General features: G+C 63.3%; 19 protein-coding genes. 2 read left to right on the forward strand and 17 right to left on the reverse strand.

Annotated features, from left to right (window positions below; all coding sequences use genetic code 11):
• Positions 1-92: 92 nt before the first annotated feature.
• The 4 genes from IVB26_RS23125 to IVB26_RS23140 form a co-directional block, all read right to left on the reverse strand.
• Entirely contained in the window at positions 93-1,226 is a 1,134-nt protein-coding gene (locus IVB26_RS23125) for an asparaginase (protein WP_247967554.1), read from the reverse strand.
• 75 nt (positions 1,227-1,301) lie between these two features.
• Complete coding sequence (locus IVB26_RS23130; protein ID WP_247967555.1) at positions 1,302-2,069, reverse strand: slipin family protein; 768 nt, start codon at positions 2,067-2,069, stop codon at positions 1,302-1,304.
• Positions 2,066-3,448: an NfeD family protein gene (locus tag IVB26_RS23135; RefSeq protein WP_247967556.1), complete on the reverse strand. Its 1,383-nt coding sequence runs from the start codon at positions 3,446-3,448 to the stop codon at positions 2,066-2,068. The genes IVB26_RS23130 and IVB26_RS23135 overlap by 4 nt, the downstream gene beginning before the upstream one ends.
• A gap of 182 nt (positions 3,449-3,630) precedes the next feature.
• The gene (locus IVB26_RS23140; protein ID WP_247967557.1) at positions 3,631-3,885 is read right to left on the reverse strand and encodes a tautomerase family protein; all 255 of its coding nucleotides are present in this window, start codon (positions 3,883-3,885) and stop codon (positions 3,631-3,633) included.
• Between the two features lie 183 nt (positions 3,886-4,068).
• Between IVB26_RS23140 and IVB26_RS23145 the strand changes: the two genes are divergently transcribed.
• Positions 4,069-5,019 (forward strand): GlxA family transcriptional regulator, encoded by a 951-nt coding sequence (locus IVB26_RS23145; RefSeq protein WP_247967558.1) that lies wholly within the window; start codon positions 4,069-4,071, stop codon positions 5,017-5,019.
• Between the two features lie 207 nt (positions 5,020-5,226).
• Here the strand turns inward: IVB26_RS23145 and IVB26_RS23150 are convergent, their stop codons facing one another.
• From IVB26_RS23150 to IVB26_RS23180, 7 genes are all read right to left on the reverse strand, one after another.
• On the reverse strand, positions 5,227-5,760 hold the full coding sequence (locus tag IVB26_RS23150) for an REP-associated tyrosine transposase (RefSeq protein ID WP_247967559.1): 534 nt from the start codon (positions 5,758-5,760) through the stop codon (positions 5,227-5,229).
• Positions 5,761-5,833: 73 nt separating this feature from the next.
• On the reverse strand, positions 5,834-5,974 hold the full coding sequence (locus IVB26_RS23155; protein ID WP_247967560.1) for a hypothetical protein: 141 nt from the start codon (positions 5,972-5,974) through the stop codon (positions 5,834-5,836).
• A 147-nt stretch (positions 5,975-6,121) separates the two neighbouring features.
• Positions 6,122-7,726, reverse strand: a complete 1,605-nt coding sequence (locus IVB26_RS23160; RefSeq protein ID WP_247967561.1) for a TRAP transporter large permease — start codon at positions 7,724-7,726, stop codon at positions 6,122-6,124.
• Complete coding sequence (locus IVB26_RS23165) at positions 7,723-8,262, reverse strand: TRAP transporter small permease subunit (protein ID WP_246926571.1); 540 nt, start codon at positions 8,260-8,262, stop codon at positions 7,723-7,725. Before IVB26_RS23165 ends, IVB26_RS23160 begins: the two co-directional genes overlap by 4 nt.
• 302 nt (positions 8,263-8,564) lie before the next feature.
• Positions 8,565-8,801 (reverse strand): hypothetical protein, encoded by a 237-nt coding sequence (locus IVB26_RS23170; RefSeq protein ID WP_246926580.1) that lies wholly within the window; start codon positions 8,799-8,801, stop codon positions 8,565-8,567.
• Positions 8,802-9,984: 1,183 nt separating this feature from the next.
• Entirely contained in the window at positions 9,985-10,758 is a 774-nt protein-coding gene (locus IVB26_RS23175; protein WP_247967562.1) for a gamma-glutamyl-gamma-aminobutyrate hydrolase family protein, read from the reverse strand.
• A gap of 92 nt (positions 10,759-10,850) precedes the next feature.
• Entirely contained in the window at positions 10,851-11,576 is a 726-nt protein-coding gene (locus tag IVB26_RS23180) for a hypothetical protein (protein ID WP_247967563.1), read from the reverse strand.
• Positions 11,577-11,754: 178 nt separating this feature from the next.
• Between IVB26_RS23180 and IVB26_RS23185 the strand changes: the two genes are divergently transcribed.
• Complete coding sequence (locus IVB26_RS23185; protein ID WP_247967564.1) at positions 11,755-12,906, forward strand: AI-2E family transporter; 1,152 nt, start codon at positions 11,755-11,757, stop codon at positions 12,904-12,906.
• Between the two features lie 16 nt (positions 12,907-12,922).
• Here IVB26_RS23185 and IVB26_RS23190 read toward each other — a convergent pair whose 3' ends face one another.
• The 6 genes from IVB26_RS23190 to IVB26_RS23215 form a co-directional block, all read right to left on the reverse strand.
• Positions 12,923-13,219 carry an antibiotic biosynthesis monooxygenase family protein gene (locus IVB26_RS23190; RefSeq protein ID WP_035673823.1) on the reverse strand — a complete coding sequence of 99 codons (297 nt, stop codon included), beginning with the start codon at positions 13,217-13,219 and terminating at the stop codon, positions 12,923-12,925.
• Between the two features lie 113 nt (positions 13,220-13,332).
• Entirely contained in the window at positions 13,333-13,572 is a 240-nt protein-coding gene (locus tag IVB26_RS23195; RefSeq protein WP_247967565.1) for a hypothetical protein, read from the reverse strand.
• Positions 13,573-13,631: 59 nt separating this feature from the next.
• Positions 13,632-14,852: a GGDEF domain-containing protein gene (locus IVB26_RS23200; protein ID WP_247967566.1), complete on the reverse strand. Its 1,221-nt coding sequence runs from the start codon at positions 14,850-14,852 to the stop codon at positions 13,632-13,634.
• A gap of 229 nt (positions 14,853-15,081) precedes the next feature.
• Positions 15,082-15,561, reverse strand: a complete 480-nt coding sequence (gene rpsI, locus IVB26_RS23205) for a 30S ribosomal protein S9 (RefSeq protein WP_008547917.1) — start codon at positions 15,559-15,561, stop codon at positions 15,082-15,084.
• A gap of 1 nt (position 15,562) precedes the next feature.
• Positions 15,563-16,027 carry a 50S ribosomal protein L13 gene (gene rplM / locus IVB26_RS23210; RefSeq protein WP_091965253.1) on the reverse strand — a complete coding sequence of 155 codons (465 nt, stop codon included), beginning with the start codon at positions 16,025-16,027 and terminating at the stop codon, positions 15,563-15,565.
• A gap of 158 nt (positions 16,028-16,185) precedes the next feature.
• Complete coding sequence (locus IVB26_RS23215) at positions 16,186-16,614, reverse strand: PaaI family thioesterase (RefSeq protein WP_247967567.1); 429 nt, start codon at positions 16,612-16,614, stop codon at positions 16,186-16,188.

Consider the following 16,614-nt stretch of genomic DNA (forward strand, 5'->3'; position numbering starts at 1 on the left):
GCGTAGGATGGGTAGAGCCCTTGCGAAACCCATCATCCCGCGCCTTGCAAGGACGATGGGTTTCGCTGCGCTCTACCCATCCTACTCAGCCGCTACCACGTCGCCGTGAACGCCTTCTGCAACTCGGCAGGCGCCGTGACGCCGCCCGCAATCAGCAACTGGGTGAGAACGCGTGCCTTCTGCGGGTTGAGGTCCTCGGAGACGACAAAACCGTTCTTGTCGTCGTCGACCTCGACGTTGCGGGTGACGAAGCCGGATCGAACCCGCGTGGAGCGGACGACGATGATCCCCTTCTTCGCCGCCGCTTCGAGCGCATCGAGCGCCGACTTCGACGTGTTACCGTCGCCGACCCCGGCCAGCACGATGCCCTTGGCGCCGTGCGAGAGGGCGTCCTCGACCGGAACCGCGTCCATATTGGCGTGCGAGTAGACGATCGCGACGCGGGGCAATTGCTCACCGGCCGGCAGTTGATAGGTCGCACGCTTGAAACCGGGAGCCTGCGCCATGAAGCGAATGCCGCCGGCGGTATCGACATAGCCGACCGGCCCGTCATTGGCAGAACCGAACGTCTCGATGCTCGTGGTGTTGGTCTTGGTGACGGAACGGGCGCCTTGAATCTTGTCGTTCAGCACCGCCATCACGCCGCGCCCGCGCGAGCGGGGATCGGCGGCGACCTGCACCGCCTCGTAGAGATTGCCGGGGCCGTCCGCGCTGACGGCCGTGGCCGGACGCATCGAGCCGACGATCACCACCGGCTTGTCGCCGCGCACCACATTGTCGAGGAAGAACGCCGTCTCCTCCAGCGTATCGGTGCCATGGGTGATGATGATTCCGTCGGCTTCGTTCTTGTCGAAGGCATCCTGGATGCGACGGGCCAGCGCAAACCAGACCTTGTCGTTCATGTCTTGCGAGCCGATCGACGAAATCTGCTCGGCGTTGATCTTGGCGAGCTTGTCCAGGCCCGGCACCGACGCCATCAGCTGCTCGCCCGTGATCTGGCCGGATTTGTACGCACCCGTGGCACGCGGGTCGGCCTGACCGGCGATGGTGCCTCCCGTCGCGAGCACGAGAATGCGCGGCAGGCCGGCGGCCGCCGCGTCCTTGCCCGGCTCCGCGGCCTGGACCGCGCTCTCGCACGTCCAGAGTGTGAGCGCGAACAGGGGAATGGAGAGAATTGAAATCCAGCTTTGGCGGCGACCGGCTGCATTGGCGGTAGGCGTCGTCATCGAATTGTCCTCCCGTTTAAGTAGGGATCGCCATTCGATACGTCTATTAAGGCCGAAGATGGGTCAGCCTGCCGCTTACGGCTGCGGGTTGTCCCGCCGCGGCATGAAATGGTCGAGCAAACCCGTCGGCAGGGGAAAGACGACGGTCGACGACCGTTCGCCCGCGATATCGTGCAGGGCCGCGAAGTAACGGAGCTGCATCGCCTGGGGCTCTTGCGCGAGAATCCGGCCGGCCTCGACGAGCTTTTCGGCAGCCTGCTGCTCGCCCATCGCATTGATCACCTTGGCACGCCGCAACCGCTCCGCTTCGGCCTGCTTGGCGATCGCCCGCACCATGGTTTCGTTGAGATCGATGTCCTTGATCTCGATCCCGGTGACCTTGATGCCCCAGACGTCGGTCTGCTTGTCGAGTATCTCCTGGATGTCGGCGTTCAACCTGTCGCGTTCGGCAAGCATCTCGTCGAGCTCGTGCTTGCCGAGCACCGAGCGCAAGGTGGTCTGCGCGAGCTGGCTGGTGGCAGCCATGTAGTCGCCGACCTTGATGATGGCCCGTTCAGGATCGACGATGCGGAAGTACAGAACGGCGTTGACCTTGACGGAGACGTTGTCCCGCGAAATCACGTCCTGGGGCGGGACGACCTGCACCATCACCCGTAGATCGACCTTGACGAGTTGCTGCACGACCGGAACGAGGATGATGAGGCCCGGGCCCTTCACGCCGGTAAAGCGACCGAGCGTAAAGACGACGCCACGCTCGTATTCACGCAGGATTCGAATAGCCTGGGACAGGAACATGATGACAAGCAACGCGAGCGCCGCATAAGTCAGATATTCCAGCATCATGATGGACCTCCCTCGCCCGTGCGGGCTGGTGCGCGCCGTATCAGCAGAGTGAGGTCGACAACGTTCGCGACTTCGACCGTCTCTCCGGGCTTGAACGTTTCGGCGCCGCGCGCCTGCCAGCGCTCACCATGGGCGAAAACATGACCTTCGCTCCCACGCCAGTCGAGAACCTCGGCGGGCAAGCCTCGCATGGCCTGCGCGCCGACCCGTTCAGGAGCCTTGGCGGCACGCCGAAGCGAACCAAGCACGACGAGAGCAAAGCCGACGAACACAGCTGCGGTGATGCCGATCACCCACCACGACAGGTGGTAGCCGGGCGCCTCGACCCTGAAAAGCATCAGCGCTCCCAGCACGAAAGCGATGATCCCTCCGAGACCGATCACCACCGTCGGGTTGAAGGCTTCGACGGTGAGAAGCACTATGCCGACCAGCATCAGGGCAAGTCCGGCATAGTTGATCGGCAGCAAATTGAGGGCATAGAGGCCGATCAGCAGGCAGATCGCGCCGACGACTCCCGGGGCGACGGCACCGGGAGATATGAACTCGAAGATCAGGCCGTAGATGCCGATCATCAGGAGGATGAACGCCACGTTCGGATCGGTGATCACCGCCAGGAAGCGGGATATTCGTCCGGGGTCGACGGCTTCAACGACCGCATCCTTCGTCGCGAGGCGTTGCGTCTTGCCGCCTGCAACTTCCACCTCGCGACCATCGAGCTGCCTCAGCAATTCAGCCTGATCGCGCGCGACGAGATCGATGGCATGGGCCTCGAGCGCGCCGTTGGCAGAGAGCGTGGCGGCTTCACGGACCGCCTTCTCCGCCCAGTCCGCATTGCGGTTGCGCAGCTCCGCGAGGCTGCGGATGAAAGCGACGGCATCGTTCGTCACCTTCGCCGTCATCGCGTCCTTCGGCTCATCCTTCTTGTCTTTGCCGTCCTTGTCGGGTGTACCGCTCGGCAGGCCCGGAAGCGGCCCGCCAATCTGCACCGGCGTCGCGGCACCGATATTGGTGCCTGGCGCCATCGCCGCGATGTGGGTCGCATAAAGGATATAGGTCCCCGCGCTCGCCGCGTGGGCGCCGGAGGGCGCGACGTAACCGACGACGGGGATGGGCGAGGCCAGCACGTCCGCAATGATCTCGCGCATGCTGGAATTGAGACCGCCGGGCGTGTTCATTCTCAGAAGCACGACCTCGGCGCGCCGTTCGCTCGCCTTGGCCAAGGCCTCCTTCACGTAGCTGGCCGACGCAGGGCCAATCGCCCCGTCGATCGAAACAATCAGTGCAAGACGGCCGTTCTCCTCCGCTGAGCTGGGAAGGAGGCAGCAGATCAAAGCCACGACGCCAATCGCCGCAACGAGGGCCGCCTTCATGGTCTGCACGGCAGGGCTCCCTTGCAGAGCATATGGTGCTCGTCTCTTGAACCTCAATGCTGTGCGAAGAGACCGGCGCTGCGATTGTGCAACGCAATGGAAAATGGCCACGCAGGATGGCGATGTGGTCCGTCAAGCAAAGGCGCTGGCGGACCATGCCCTGCGACTGGTCCGCCCTGCCCCACGAGTTGCTACCGTGCCACTCTCACGCCATCGGACCCTATCGTGCCGAACATTCCAGCGATGATCTCGCTGGTCGGCTGCATGCCGCCGAGCGACCAGTGGGAAGGCTCCTGCTCCTCGATCCTGACCCAGACGTTGCGGCGGAAGTCCGGGTTGTTCTGCCCTTCGACCTCGACCATCAGGTCGGTGACGCGTTCGAGCAGCGTCTTCTTCTGGGCGGCATCAAGGATGCCGCGGACGGTGGAAATGGTGATGTAAGGCATGTCTCTCTCCAATCGTGTCGGGTAACGACGGCGGCAGATTGGACCGGCCCCTCGCCGCAAGGCAGTGGCGGATAAGACAGAGATAAGGCAATTTCCGCCACGCGTCCGCGCGCCGTTCGGCTAGGATCGCGGCATCAACCCGGAGGTCTCTTGAAGCTCGCAATTTTGGCACTGGAAGGTTGCATGCATTCGGCGATCGCGGGGATCGCCGACATCCTGTCGCTCGCCAACCACGTCATGCAGCAGAGCGGCGCAAAATCCCGCTTCGCGTTCCAGACGCTGTCGCTTGACGGCAAGCCCGTGCGCGCCGGCGGTGGCCGGGTGGTCCCAGTCGATGGCGCGATCGATAAACGCGCGCGCTTCGACGCGATCATCGTCCCCGGCAACCTCGTCGATCACGTCACGGCCGAGCGGCTGCAACCGCAATATGCCCGTGCCGGCGCCTGGCTCCGGCAGCAGCACGCAAACGGCCGGCTGATCGGCGCCTTCTGCAGCGGCGTGTTCCTGCTGGCCGGCGCCGGCCTGCTCGACAACCGCCGCGCCACCATCACCTGGTGGCTGCAAGGCGAGCTGCGGCAACGGCATCCCGCGGTCGACCTCGCGGCCGACGCTGTTGTCACCGCGACCGACCGCATCGTCTGCGCGGCCGGACCGATGTCGTGGGTCGACCTCCTGCTCCGGCTGATCGAGATGGTCGAGGGCAAGGAGATCGCAAAGCTGTGCGCGGACTACGTCGTCATCGACACGGCCCAGCGGACCCAATCGATTTTCATGCCCGTCGGCTATCTGCTCTCGCAGGACCCGCTGCTGACCAGAGCCGACCTGCTGGTTCGCCGCACGGGCAAGGCCCCGATGACGGTCAAGCGCCTTGCCGGCGCGCTCGGCCTCAGCGAGCGTACGCTGAACCGGAAATTTCAGGAGCTCACGCGCGAACCGCCGCAAGCCTTCATCATGCGCCGCCGCGTCGAGCACGCGCGCACGCTGCTGGAGACGACGACGCAGCCGATCAAGGCCATCGCACGCACGGCCGGCTACGAGGACGAGAGCAGCTTTCGCAAGGCGTTCCGCAAGCTGACCTTGATGTCACCGCAGGCCTATCGCGCGCGGCGGATGGAGCGGACGGTGCAGGGATAACCATGCAGATCAGATCCGTCGGCTTTCGTTCTGCATCTGACTCCACTTCGTTCTCAAAGAACAAATCAGATCCGGAAAAACCGGGGCGGACCAATTCCTACCGATTGGTTTATTCCGTCCGAGATTTGGAATGCGCATTCGATGCATGGAGCCAGTTCTCGTAGGGCGGATTAGCCGAAGGCGTAATCCGCCGACTGCTCGCGACGCTCACGCAGATTCGCCAAAGTCAACGTCCGCGCTGCTATCCCCCGCCCAATCCTCGGGAAACAGCCCATCCTCGACATCTCGGTGAAACGACGAATGTGGCCAATCCAACACGCGGGTCACATATCCGTGCTTCACTGGATTGATGTAACAATACTCGACATGGCGTGCATAGTCGGTCTCGTCGCGGATGAGGTGCTCCCAGAACCGGCTCTGCCATATGCCACGTTCCCGTCCAGCGATCTGTACCGCCGTCAAGGGCTCCGTGTTCGGCAAGGTCTTGACGAATCGCGTCTTGATCAACCTCCACCGCATGGAAAAATCGGCATCGCCGTCCGGAAGCGTCCAGACAGCATGAAGGTGGTTCGGAAGAACGACAAACGCATCGATTGTGAAAGGATAGTCCCGACGCGTCGCTGCAACGGCCGCCCGCAGCGCTGCGATGTGCTCGACGAGCAGCCTCTGCTTCCGGTCGAGAAGATTGACCGTGAAGAACCAGCAACCACCCGGAACAAATGCACGGCGATAGTTTGGCATTGAAGCTGCCCGATCAGGTCAAGATGGCGGATTACGCCTTCGGCTAATCCGCCCTACGCACCAGCACACATCGTCACTTGTCCGGAAAATTCCCGCCGATCTCCGTCACGACAGGCGCCCATTTCACCAGCGCCGCATTGTCGGAGGCCGTCTTCACGCCGTCACCGGACAGCGACCTGGGCGCACCCGTCTTCCCGCCGAAGCGGATCGTCACCCGACAGCCACCACTCCACCAGACGATTGGTCAGTCGCAAAGTCCCCATTGGGCCTGCTGTTCCCCGTGCAAAGGGCATGCCTTCGCAGGCGGCCGGCAGACCTCCCAATATCTCTCCCCGGATCAATCCCGGGCAGAGATATCTTCTCAATTCTTCGGCTGGCCGAAATCGAGCGGCGGTGGCAGCTCAATATCCGGAATTTCGATCTTGATCTTGTCCAGATCCACCTTCCTGGGAGCGTCCAGCAGCCCGGTGACGGTGATCGGGAACGCGATGACGACCGCGACCATGATCGCCTGCAGGCCGATCCAGGGCATCGCGCCCCAATAAATGTCCGAGCTCTTGACCTCCTTCGGCGCCACACCCCGCAGATAGAACAAGGCGAAGCCGAAGGGCGGATGCAGGAACGAGGTCTGCATGTTGACGCAGAGCATGACACCGAACCAGATCAAGGCCGCATCCGCCCCGACGACGGGAGTGAGCAGCTTCTGCGCGATCGGCGCGATCATCGGGATGATGATGAAGGCGATCTCGAAGAAGTCGAGGAAGAAGGCGATGAAGAAGATGAAGAGGTTCATGAAGATCAGGAAGCCCCAGACCCCGCCCGGCAGCGATGTCAGCATGTGCTCCAGCCAGACACCACCATTGCAACCGAGAAAGACGATCGAGAAGCAGGTCGATCCGATCAGGATGAACGTCACCATGCAGGTGATGCGCATGGTGGTCTCATAGCCCTGCTTGACCAGGGTGCGGAGGTCGGGAATCCTGATCGTCTCGATGCAAACCCAGGCGACTGCGAGATAGGCAATCGCAAAGGCGATCTTGAACAGCAGATTCGGCGTGAAGTAGATGCCGATGATGGTACCGACACCCGCGGCCGCAACGCCGATCAGCAATATCTTGTGACCAGCCGAGCTGAAATCCTTGTGATGGATGACGGCGAGGACGATCGCGCCGACTGCGCCCATCGCGCCTGCTTCGGTCGGGGTCGCGAGGCCGAGCATCATCGTGCCGAGCACCACGAAGATCAGGACGGCGGACGGGATGATGCCCAACAGGCATTTGCGCCAGAGCGCCCAACCTGTGAGCGTCCTTGCTTCCTTGGGCACCGCCGGAACGTGATGCGGCTTGATCACGCTCAGAGCAAACGTGTAGCCCGCGAAGAGTGCGATCTGAAGCAGCGATGGGCCCCAGGCGCCCAGATACATATCACCAACCGACTTCCCAAGCTGGTCCGCGAGCACGATCAGAACCAGTGAGGGAGGCACCAGCTGGGTGATGGTGCCGGAGGCCGCGAGCACGCCGGTGATGTAGCGCATGTTGTAGCCGTAGCGGATCATCACGGGCATCGAGATCAGCGCCATCGCGATCACCTGCGCCGCCACGGTGCCCGTGATGGCACCGAGGATGAAACCGACAATGATCACGGAATAACCGAGACCGCCGCGAATGGGGCCGAACAACTGCCCCATCGAATCCAGCATGTCCTCTGCGAGGCCGCATCGCTCGAGGATCGATCCCATGAACGTGAAGAACGGAATTGCCAGCAGCAGTTCGTTTGCCAGAACGCTGCCGTAGATGCGCTCGGGGATTGCCTGGAGGAAGCTAAACCCGAAAAATCCTTCGTGGATCGCGAGAAAACCGAACGAAAGGCCGAGAGCGGCCAGCGTGAAAGCGACCGGAAATCCGATCAGCATGGCGAAGACCAGCCCGCCGAACATCAGCGGCGGCATCATATCAATCGTGATCATTGGGTCGGCCGCTCATATTTTGCCTCGATGGTGACTTCACCACGCAAGGCCGCAATGCGTTTGATGGCTTCCGAAACACCTTGCAAAGCCACCATGAAAAATCCTGCCGGCAGGACGAACTTGATCGGCCACCGGAGGAGGCCGCCAGCATTATTGGACATTTCGCCGATGATGAGCGAGTTGTAGAACATCGACCATGAGAGGTAGCTGAGGAGCAGGCACGCCGGGACGAGGAAAACCAATGTCCCGATCAGGTCGAGCCACAGCTGGCCGCGTTCGGAAAGCATGAGGTACAGGATTTCGACGCGCACATGCTCGTTGCGTTTGAAAGTGTAGGACGAGCCGAACATCACGATGACGGCGAACATGTACCACTGAGTCTCGAGCCAGCTGTTGGAGCTGTAGCTGAAGGCATACCGGATCATCGCATTGACAGCGCTGACCACGCAGGCCGCGAGCACCAGAATGTTGCAGACGTTGCCGACCTTTTCATTCAGCCAGTCGATAGCCGTACTTACCGCCAACAATGGGCGCATCGATGCCTTTTCCCCGCTCGCTGAGTGCTACCCCCCAGGCGAGCAGGACCATGGGGCTGCAGCAGCAGCCTTCCATTTCTGCACGGGAGCTAGTTACCCCTCCTGATGCTTCCGCCCGTTCTTGTTTGTCGGTTTTGGCAAGACATTTTGAGGTCTCACCCGCCGCGTGAAGCGAGGCCACCATTACCGTCGGCCAATTCCGGGTCAACAAAAAAAATGGCCAGTTTGCCGCAGCAACGCCTAAAACATGGTCGCAGTGCTTAATGGGTTGGCCTGCGGGGCATGTCGAATTGCGGGTAGGCCTACCCCTCGACGTCGTACTGCTTGCAGAGATGATCGCCGATCTGGACAAGCATGGCGACGCATTCAGGGTAACCGGGCCGATCTGAGGTGGCCTGATCCGCGCTGGCTCGAAACTCCCAGGAATGACCATCGCGAAGGATGGAAATTGTCATGCCATCGGGACAGTCGGCGTGGACCTTCAACTCGGCCTTCGCCATGGCGATCAGTTCGCTTTCAGTCTTCACGGGTCTGCTCATGAAGGTAATCCTCCGTCTTGGGGCAGAACTTTAATTGCATCTGCCAAACCCATCAAACAAGTCTTTCCGATAAAGCCGCTCCCGGCATTGGGATAGCGCAATCCGGCCCGGTCCGCCCGGGTCACTTGCTGGCAGCGCAGCGGCGAGCACGGACCGGCTTCGATCCCGCAGCAGACCTCGACGTTCTGGGCCGGAGGGAGCGCCCAAGAAGATCAAGCCGCCCCAGAGGCGTCGGGCAACACAGCGAAACACGGCGTCAACCCCTACCCGAAAAAATATTCCACTTTCCCGAATTTCGGATTTGTGGCATACACCCGACATCCCGGCCCTTGCCAAAGGGGCGCTTCGCGATCGTCACGAGTGTGGGCCGGGCTTGCGGTGGACGCGGTAGCGCCGGCGCGGATAGCGTGATGACAGGGCGGGCAACCGTGAGTCTTCAGGCGGCGCGATACGACCCGGCGCGGTCACAGCGGTCAGGTTGGACATCGGGGGCGAGCACGCGCCAGCCCCTGACGATCCGGCCCGGTCGTCCGCGGACGGAGAAGTCGTGTGGTCCTGACGCCCGGGGTCTGTGCGTCAAGTCTCAGCGGTGATGTGGCGGCCCGACCGGGCACGCGCATCGATCATCCGCAAGGCGACGGGGGCAATAGTGCATCGCTCCCCGGGGAGAGCACGAAGGACACCGTTAAAACCATCCGCGCAGGGAAGGCCGGGCACCGGCATCACCTGTGATCCACCCCGTGTGCATCTTCGTAGCGCACGGATCTCGGGTGCCGCCGGCGCCCGGCCTTCCCTGCGCCCTTTGGCCTCCATCGGGCGCCGAACGACAGCAAGCCTCGGGCGAAACGCGCCGCGAGATTGCGAAGGCGTGTCTGCAGCTACACACTCGGTGTCATCGCCCGCGAAAGCGGGTGATCCAGTATTCCAGAGGCCGAGGTGATTGAATCGGGAGGCCGCGGCGTACTGGATTCCCCGCCTTCGCGGGGAATGATTGCGTCACTTGGAGAAGCAAGATGACCCCTCATACTCCGTCATTGCGAGCGCAGCGAAGCAATCCAGACTGCCGGCGCGGAATGAGTCTGGATTGCTTCGTCGCATCAGCGCAAAATTGCTTCGCAATTTTGTCGCGAGCTCCTCGCAATGACAACGTGGAGAGAGGGAGCGCCACTCGCGCTCTCCTGCCCTACGCCGCCGCCTTCTGCCTTGCGACCAGCGCTTCGCCGAACGCCTCGAACAGCTTGCGGTTGATGGGATTGTGCTGGGGATCGTATTCGGCGTGCCATTGCACACCGAGCGCAAAGGTCGGGGCTTCCGCGATGCCGATCGCCTCGATGGTGCCGTCCTCGGCGATGCCTTCGATCAGCACGCGCTTGCCGAGCTCCAATATGCCCTGCCCGTGCAGCGAATTGACCCGGATCTTCTCGCAGCCGAGCAGTCTTGCGAACGCCCCGCCGGGCGTCAGGTCGACGTCGTGACGGTCGGCGAACACGACGGTCGGATCGGGATGGATCTCGCCGTTCTCGAGCCGGGGCATGCGATGGTTCATGCGGCCGGGGATTTCGCGGATCTCGGGGTGCAGCGAGCCACCGAAGGCGACGTTCATCTCCTGGAGGCCGCGGCAGATACCGAACAGCGGCACGCCGCGGGCGACACAGGCGACCGAAAGCGCCAGCGCCACCTCGTCGCGATGGATATCGTAGGGCTCGTGCCGCTCACACGGGTCGACATTGAAGCGGGTCGGATGGACATTGGCGCGGGCGCCGGTGAGCACGATCCCGTCGACCACGTCGAGCAGCGCGCCGATATCAGTGATGTCGGGCGCGGCCGCGACGATCAACGGCAAGGCACCGGAGACCTCGGCTACGGCGCGCAGGTTTCGCTCGCCGACCATCTGGACCTGAAATCGATTTTCGACGCGATGGGAATTCCCGATCACGCCGACGACCGGCTTTCTCATCTGTCGTTCCGTGCCTCTCCGCCGAAGAAGATTCCCCAAACATGCCTCTCCGATGGAACAAATTCAACAGAAGGGTACGCGGGACGGCAATGCTATTTTCGCGCAAATGCCTCCCGGGCCTCGCCCCCGGCAGGCAGGCCGGCGGCCTCCAGTGCAGTTGCCGCCGGATCGCCCGGCGCGGCCAGCCAGGGCAATTTCGCGTCGATTCCGCGCGTCACGGGCTCCCCGAGCGCCCCACCGAAATCAATCGGCCAAAACCCGTTGGGCACGACCTCGGCCGTGAGACCACGGATCGCATAGCCCTCGCCCAGAACCGCCTCGGCACGGTCGGCAGCGACAAGGCGCGCGGTCTTGGGATCATTGGGATCGCCAAAGCTCACGAGCACGGGAATGAGGTCTCCCTGCACCGGGACGACGCCGGTCTGCCGGTGGATATCGTTGAACGAGACGCGGTTGCCGCGCGCGGCGCCATAGGCGCGGAGCGCGACATAGTTGATGTCGTCGAAATCCAGCTTTGCGCCCTGCCGGTGCGCCAGCAATGCCACCAGATTCCTGCCTTTGCCGCGGTCTTGGCCCAAGTCTTGGCCCAAGTCTTGGCCCAAGTTTTGGCCCAAGTTTTGGCCGAGGTCCTGCCCGAGGTCGACGAACACCGCCTCCCCGCGCGTCGTGGTACGGCCGCCCCGGTTATAGTTGCGGTCGGGCACGACGGCCAGAACGCCGGACCCGGTCTTGATCCCGTCAGGCGTCGTCACCTCGACCGTGAGGCGAAATTTGTGGCCCGGCCGGTTGATCCGGATCTGGTCGCCGATCACGAGCACGGCCAGGAGCCCGAGCAGACCGGCCCATTTGCTGATGAAGCTCAAACGGCCCCCACTGTTCTTTCCTCATCGCTCTGCACCGCCGGCGCGGCGGCGTCAAACCAGCGCGTTGACGCGGTCTTGATCGGAAGCGCGTTTGTCGAGAGAGTGCGGCGCACCGCGCTGAAAAGGACCCGATGTGACGATGTCCAAAGATGAACGCTTCCGGACCCGCGACGACCTGGCTCGGGATCAGGCTTGGGCGATCTCGGTCGGGGGCATCGGCGTCGTGCTGTTCACCGCGCTGATCGCCTTCACCTGGTATTTCGCCGCCACCCTGCTGCTGATCTTTACCGGCATGCTGCTCGGTCTCGGTCTCAACGCGCTGACGATCGCGCTCGGCCGCCGCGTGCCCCTGCCGCATGCGGTGCGGCTCGCGATCGTCTGCACCGCGCTGGCCCTGATGCTCGCCGGCATCGCCTATCTCGGCGGCGCCACCATTGCCGAGCAGGCTTCGTTGCTGAGCAAGACCCTCAAGTCGCAGCTCGCCAATGTCCGGTCCTTCCTCGATAACCACGGCATCGACACCAGCTTCTTCGATCTCGGCAACGGCGCGTCTGATTCCTCGGTCAGCACGCCGTCGGAGGCGACGCCCGCACCGGCAGCGCCTTCGCGCGGTCCATTGCCCGGCGCGGGCGCGCTGGCCTCCAGCGGCGGGGCGATCGTGAGCCAGACCTTCAAGCTGCTGCTCGGCACCATCCACGGTGTGGGCAACATCTTCATCGTGCTGTTCCTGGGATTCGCCTTCGCCGCCCAGCCCGCCGTCTATCACGACGGCCTGCTGTTCCTGGCGCCGGCGAGGCACCGCACCCGCGTCACCCTCATCATCGACCGCATAGCTGAGACCCTGGAGCGCTGGCTGATCGCGCAGATCATCGTCATGCTCGCGGTCGGTGCAGTGACCTGGATCGGGCTTGCCCTCATCGGCATCCCCGGCTCGTTCATCCTGGCGATTCAGGCCGGCCTGCTCGCCTTCATCCCGACCGTCGGGGCCATCATCGCCGGCGTCATCGTGGTGCTGGCAAGCCTCGCCTCGGGTTGGATCCCGGCGCTGTCGGCCTTTCTGCTCTTCATGGGCGTGCACGCCATGGAGAGCTACGTGCTGACGCCGATCCTGCAGCGGCAGGCGCTCGACATCCCGCCGGCCACGCTGTTCGCGTTCCAGATCGTGCTCGGCGTCGTGTTCGGAATCTGGGGCCTCGCGCTGGCGCTGCCGCTGGTCGCCATCGCCAAGGTCATGATCGACCATTTCAAGACGTATGAGGCGCCGCCGCTGGCCGAGGCGGCGTAATACGTCATCAAGCAGATCAGGTCGTCAGCACGGTCTCGGTGTGCTCGACCTCAGGGGGCGAGGCAAAATACTGGCCGACGAGGCCGCGCCATTCGGTGAAATTCTCCGAGCCGCGGAAATCGACGGTGTGGTTTTCCAGCGTCGCCCATTTCACCATCAGCCGGTAGCGCTGCGGCTTCTCGATCGACTTGTGCAGCTCGAAGCCGTGAAACCCCTTGGAACGGCCGAAAGCGGCCTTGGCCTTGGCGACGGCGGCCTCAAAGTCCTTCTCGCTGCCCGGCTTGACGTCGATTTGCGCGATCTCGGTGATCATCGGTTTCCACCCATTTTTGTTCGATCGGCGTGTCTAGCGCAGCCGGCCAAAAAGAAAAAGGCGCCGAAACGGCGCCCTGGTAGGCCAGAAAATGCAGGTCTCTTACACGTCACTCAGACCAGCAGCAGAACCGCGCCCGCCACGATCAGGGCGCAACCGACGAACAGCGCCAGCGGCCAGTAGCTGCGGCGGCTTTGCGTGTAGCGTCCCTGCGCGCGGCGCTCGCTGATCAGCGCGCTCTCGTACTCATCCGCGGTCGAGAACAGACAGGCGAAACCACTGCGTGCCGAGGCTGCAGCGGCTTCGAGCGACATCAAGGCGGCTTGCGGGTTCTGTCGACGGATCGATTCCATGACCGCAATGGTAGGGATCGAATGGTAAACAGAAGATTACCGCAACGCCGCCTTGCGTCTCAGGCGGTGGCCGGCCGCACCTGCGGCGCACCGGCCCGCGCGGCGCTCTGGCGGCGCCAGTTCTCCAACGACAGCGGCAGCTCCTCCGCGGCCTCGACGCGGTTACGGCCGCCGCGCTTGGCCTGGTAGAGCGCGGTATCGGCCGAAGCCAGCAGCACCTCGAGCTCGGTGCCGGCCGGACCGCCGGCGACGCCGATGCTGACGGTGGTGTCGACCGGGCCTTCATCGACCACGACGCCGGAGGTTTCGAACGCCTCACGCACGCGCTCGGCGACCAGCACGCCCTCCTCCAGCGAACACGGCAGCAGCGCTGCGAATTCCTCGCCGCCGATGCGGCCCGACAGGTCGGTGATGCGTAGGTTGCTGACGACGACGGTCGAGAACAGCTTCAGCATCTCGTCGCCGGCAGGATGGCCGAAGCGGTCGTTGATCGACTTGAAGTGGTCGATGTCGAAGATCATCACGGTCACGGGACGTCCGCCCTTTGCCTCGCGCTCGATCACGCGCGAGCAGGCCTCCGAGAAGCCGCGCCGGTTGAGCATGCCGGTCAGCGGATCGGTCGACGCGGCGGTCCGGTGCGCGGTCACGGTGCGCTCCGACACCAGCATGAAGATCACGAACACGGTGCCGACGGCATAGAGCACGAGCTCGACGGCGAACACCGTGACCCAGATGCTCGACGAGAAGCCGGCATCGTGCGGGCGCAGGAAGCTGCCGATCAGGATCGGCAGCATCAACACGCAGCCGTGCATCACCGGCATCACGAAGGCCGGCCAGCGCCGCTGCAGGCTCTTGCGCCGCTCGGTCCAGAGCTCGCTGGCGGTCAGCGCCGCATAGACCGAGACGATGCCGGCACCAGCGATCATGCGCAGCATGGACGCCGCGGGATCGAGCAGCGTGACGGCGGCGACCCAGGCGAGCGCGCCGAGCACGAGGCCGGGCCAGTTCGGCTTGCGGCCATGGAAAACGCGCGCCGCATTCCACACCATGCCGCAGGCAACGAAGCCGACGGCATTTAACGCCAGATAGAGATGCGGGCCCATCCTGTCGCCGGCCGCGGTCCATAGCGCGACCGAGGCGGCACCGAGCAGATAGGCGGTGCCCCACCATTTCAGTGCAGGGCTGTCCTCCTGCCTGCCGAAAAACACCATCATGGCGCCGAGCAGTGCGGCAACCATGGTGGCGACCAAATAGAGCGTGATGCTATCGAGCGACATCATGTCGGCCCCCTCTAGAACATAGCAGTTACGCGACCGGCCCAGCCGATTTGCGCGCCCTTCCGAATGCGACGCTAGGTCCCGCGAGTTCCATTCAGGTTTTCGTCGGAGGCCAAGTTTTCGGGAAACACGCCATCAATTTGCGTACAAACGAACAGCAAAAAGGGCGCTGAAATCAGCGCCCTTTTGCATCTCATTGAAGCCGCTTTCGCGGCGAATGCGATTGAAGCGATTAACGCTTCGAGAACTGGAAGGACCGGCGGGCCTTGGCCTTGCCGTACTTCTTGCGCTCGACCACGCGCGAGTCGCGGGTCAGGAAGCCGCCCTTCTTGAGCACGGAGCGCAGCTCCGGCTCGAAATAGGTCAGCGCCTTGGAGATGCCGTGACGGACCGCGCCGGCCTGGCCGGACAGACCGCCGCCGGCGACGGTGCAGATCACGTCGTACTGGCCGGAACGCGCGGCCACGGAGAACGGCTGCTCGATCATCATGCGCAGCACGGGACGGGCGAAATAGACCTCGACCTCGCGCGAGTTGACGGTGACCTTGCCGGCGCCCGGCTTGATCCACACGCGAGCGACCGCGTCCTTGCGCTTGCCGGTGGCATAGGCGCGGTTGAACTTGTCGACCTTCTTCTCGTGCTTGGGCGCGTCGGGCGCGGCCGCCGTCTTGAGCTGCGAGAGCTGGTCGAGCGACTGGATGGATTCGGCCATGTTATGCGGCCCTCGTGTTCTTGCGGTTCAACTTGGCGATATCGATCTTCTCGGGGGTCTGAGCCTCGTGCGGATGATCGGCGCCGCCGTAGACACGCAGGTTGCCCATCTGGACGCGACCGAGCGGGCCACGCGGGATCATGCGCTCGACGGCCTTCTCGAGCACGCGCTCGGGATGCTTGCCCTCGAGAATCTGGCGCGCGGTGCGCTCCTTGATGTGGCCGACGTAACCGGTGTGCTTGTAATAGGTCTTCTGCTCGCGCTTGCGCCCGGTGAGGACCGCATGCTGCGCGTTGATGATGATGACGTTGTCGCCGCAATCAACGTGCGGGGTGTAGGTCGGGAGGTGCTTGCCGCGCAGGCGCATGGCGACGATGGTGGCGAGGCGGCCGACGACCAGACCCTTGGCGTCGATCAGCACCCACTTCTTCGTCACCTCAGCCGGCTTTGCCGAAAAGGTTTTCATGTCAGAGTTTCCGTGGACGGGGAGCATCGGCGCGAACACCGCACCGGACTGCGCGGTTTTCTAGAGAACAGACGCGCCACGGTCAATGCCCGAAGACGGAATTTAACGCTGCAATATCAGTAGTTTAAAAATATGGTGCGATATTACCTGCGAAAAGCTCAAACATTTGGAATGGAATAGGTCGAGGTGACATGGGCAATCGGATCGGGTGAGGTGCCCGACAAGAGGTTCACCTCCCCCACTGCCAGCCGTTTGCCGAGCTTGAGCAGCCGCGCCTCAGCCAGCACGTCCTGCCCGGGCTGGCCCTTGCGCAGGAAGTTGATGTTGAGATTGGTGGTCACGGCGAGCCCAATCGGCCCGATTGCGGACAGGAGCACCACGTACATGGCAAAATCTGCGAGCGCCATCAGCGTCGGGCCGGACACGGTTCCACCCGGCCGCAGCATCCTTTCGCTGTAGCGCTGGCGCAAAAGGCAGGTCTGGCCGTCCGCACTTTCGATCGTGATGTCGTCGCCGCTGAACGCCTGGGGGAATTGGTCGCGGAGAAACTGCTCGACTTCCGCCACGCTCATTTTCGCTAATGCCAT

This window comes from Bradyrhizobium sp. 195 (assembly GCF_023101665.1).
Lineage (GTDB): Bacteria > Pseudomonadota > Alphaproteobacteria > Rhizobiales > Xanthobacteraceae > Bradyrhizobium.

What these genes read in the sequence shown, in the direction of transcription:
- IVB26_RS23215 (WP_247967567.1), bottom strand. Translation starts at nt 16,614, where the DNA reads ATGGCATTAGCGAAAATGAGCGTGGCGGAAGTCGAGCAGTTTCTCCGC.
- IVB26_RS23195 (WP_247967565.1), bottom strand. Translation starts at nt 13,572, where the DNA reads ATGGAATCGATCCGTCGACAGAACCCGCAAGCCGCCTTGATGTCGCTC.
- rpsI (WP_008547917.1), bottom strand. Translation starts at nt 15,561, where the DNA reads ATGGCCGAATCCATCCAGTCGCTCGACCAGCTCTCGCAGCTCAAGACG.
- IVB26_RS23145 (WP_247967558.1), top strand. Translation starts at nt 4,069, where the DNA reads ATGCATTCGGCGATCGCGGGGATCGCCGACATCCTGTCGCTCGCCAAC.
- IVB26_RS23165 (WP_246926571.1), bottom strand. Translation starts at nt 8,262, where the DNA reads ATGCGCCCATTGTTGGCGGTAAGTACGGCTATCGACTGGCTGAATGAA.
- IVB26_RS23190 (WP_035673823.1), bottom strand. Translation starts at nt 13,219, where the DNA reads ATGATCACCGAGATCGCGCAAATCGACGTCAAGCCGGGCAGCGAGAAG.
- IVB26_RS23160 (WP_247967561.1), bottom strand. Translation starts at nt 7,726, where the DNA reads ATGATCACGATTGATATGATGCCGCCGCTGATGTTCGGCGGGCTGGTC.
- rplM (WP_091965253.1), bottom strand. Translation starts at nt 16,027, where the DNA reads ATGAAAACCTTTTCGGCAAAGCCGGCTGAGGTGACGAAGAAGTGGGTG.
- IVB26_RS23125 (WP_247967554.1), bottom strand. Translation starts at nt 1,226, where the DNA reads ATGACGACGCCTACCGCCAATGCAGCCGGTCGCCGCCAAAGCTGGATT.
- IVB26_RS23200 (WP_247967566.1), bottom strand. Translation starts at nt 14,852, where the DNA reads ATGATGTCGCTCGATAGCATCACGCTCTATTTGGTCGCCACCATGGTT.
- IVB26_RS23170 (WP_246926580.1), bottom strand. Translation starts at nt 8,801, where the DNA reads ATGAGCAGACCCGTGAAGACTGAAAGCGAACTGATCGCCATGGCGAAG.
- IVB26_RS23130 (WP_247967555.1), bottom strand. Translation starts at nt 2,069, where the DNA reads ATGATGCTGGAATATCTGACTTATGCGGCGCTCGCGTTGCTTGTCATC.
- IVB26_RS23175 (WP_247967562.1), bottom strand. Translation starts at nt 10,758, where the DNA reads ATGAGAAAGCCGGTCGTCGGCGTGATCGGGAATTCCCATCGCGTCGAA.
- IVB26_RS23150 (WP_247967559.1), bottom strand. Translation starts at nt 5,760, where the DNA reads ATGCCAAACTATCGCCGTGCATTTGTTCCGGGTGGTTGCTGGTTCTTC.
- IVB26_RS23140 (WP_247967557.1), bottom strand. Translation starts at nt 3,885, where the DNA reads ATGCCTTACATCACCATTTCCACCGTCCGCGGCATCCTTGATGCCGCC.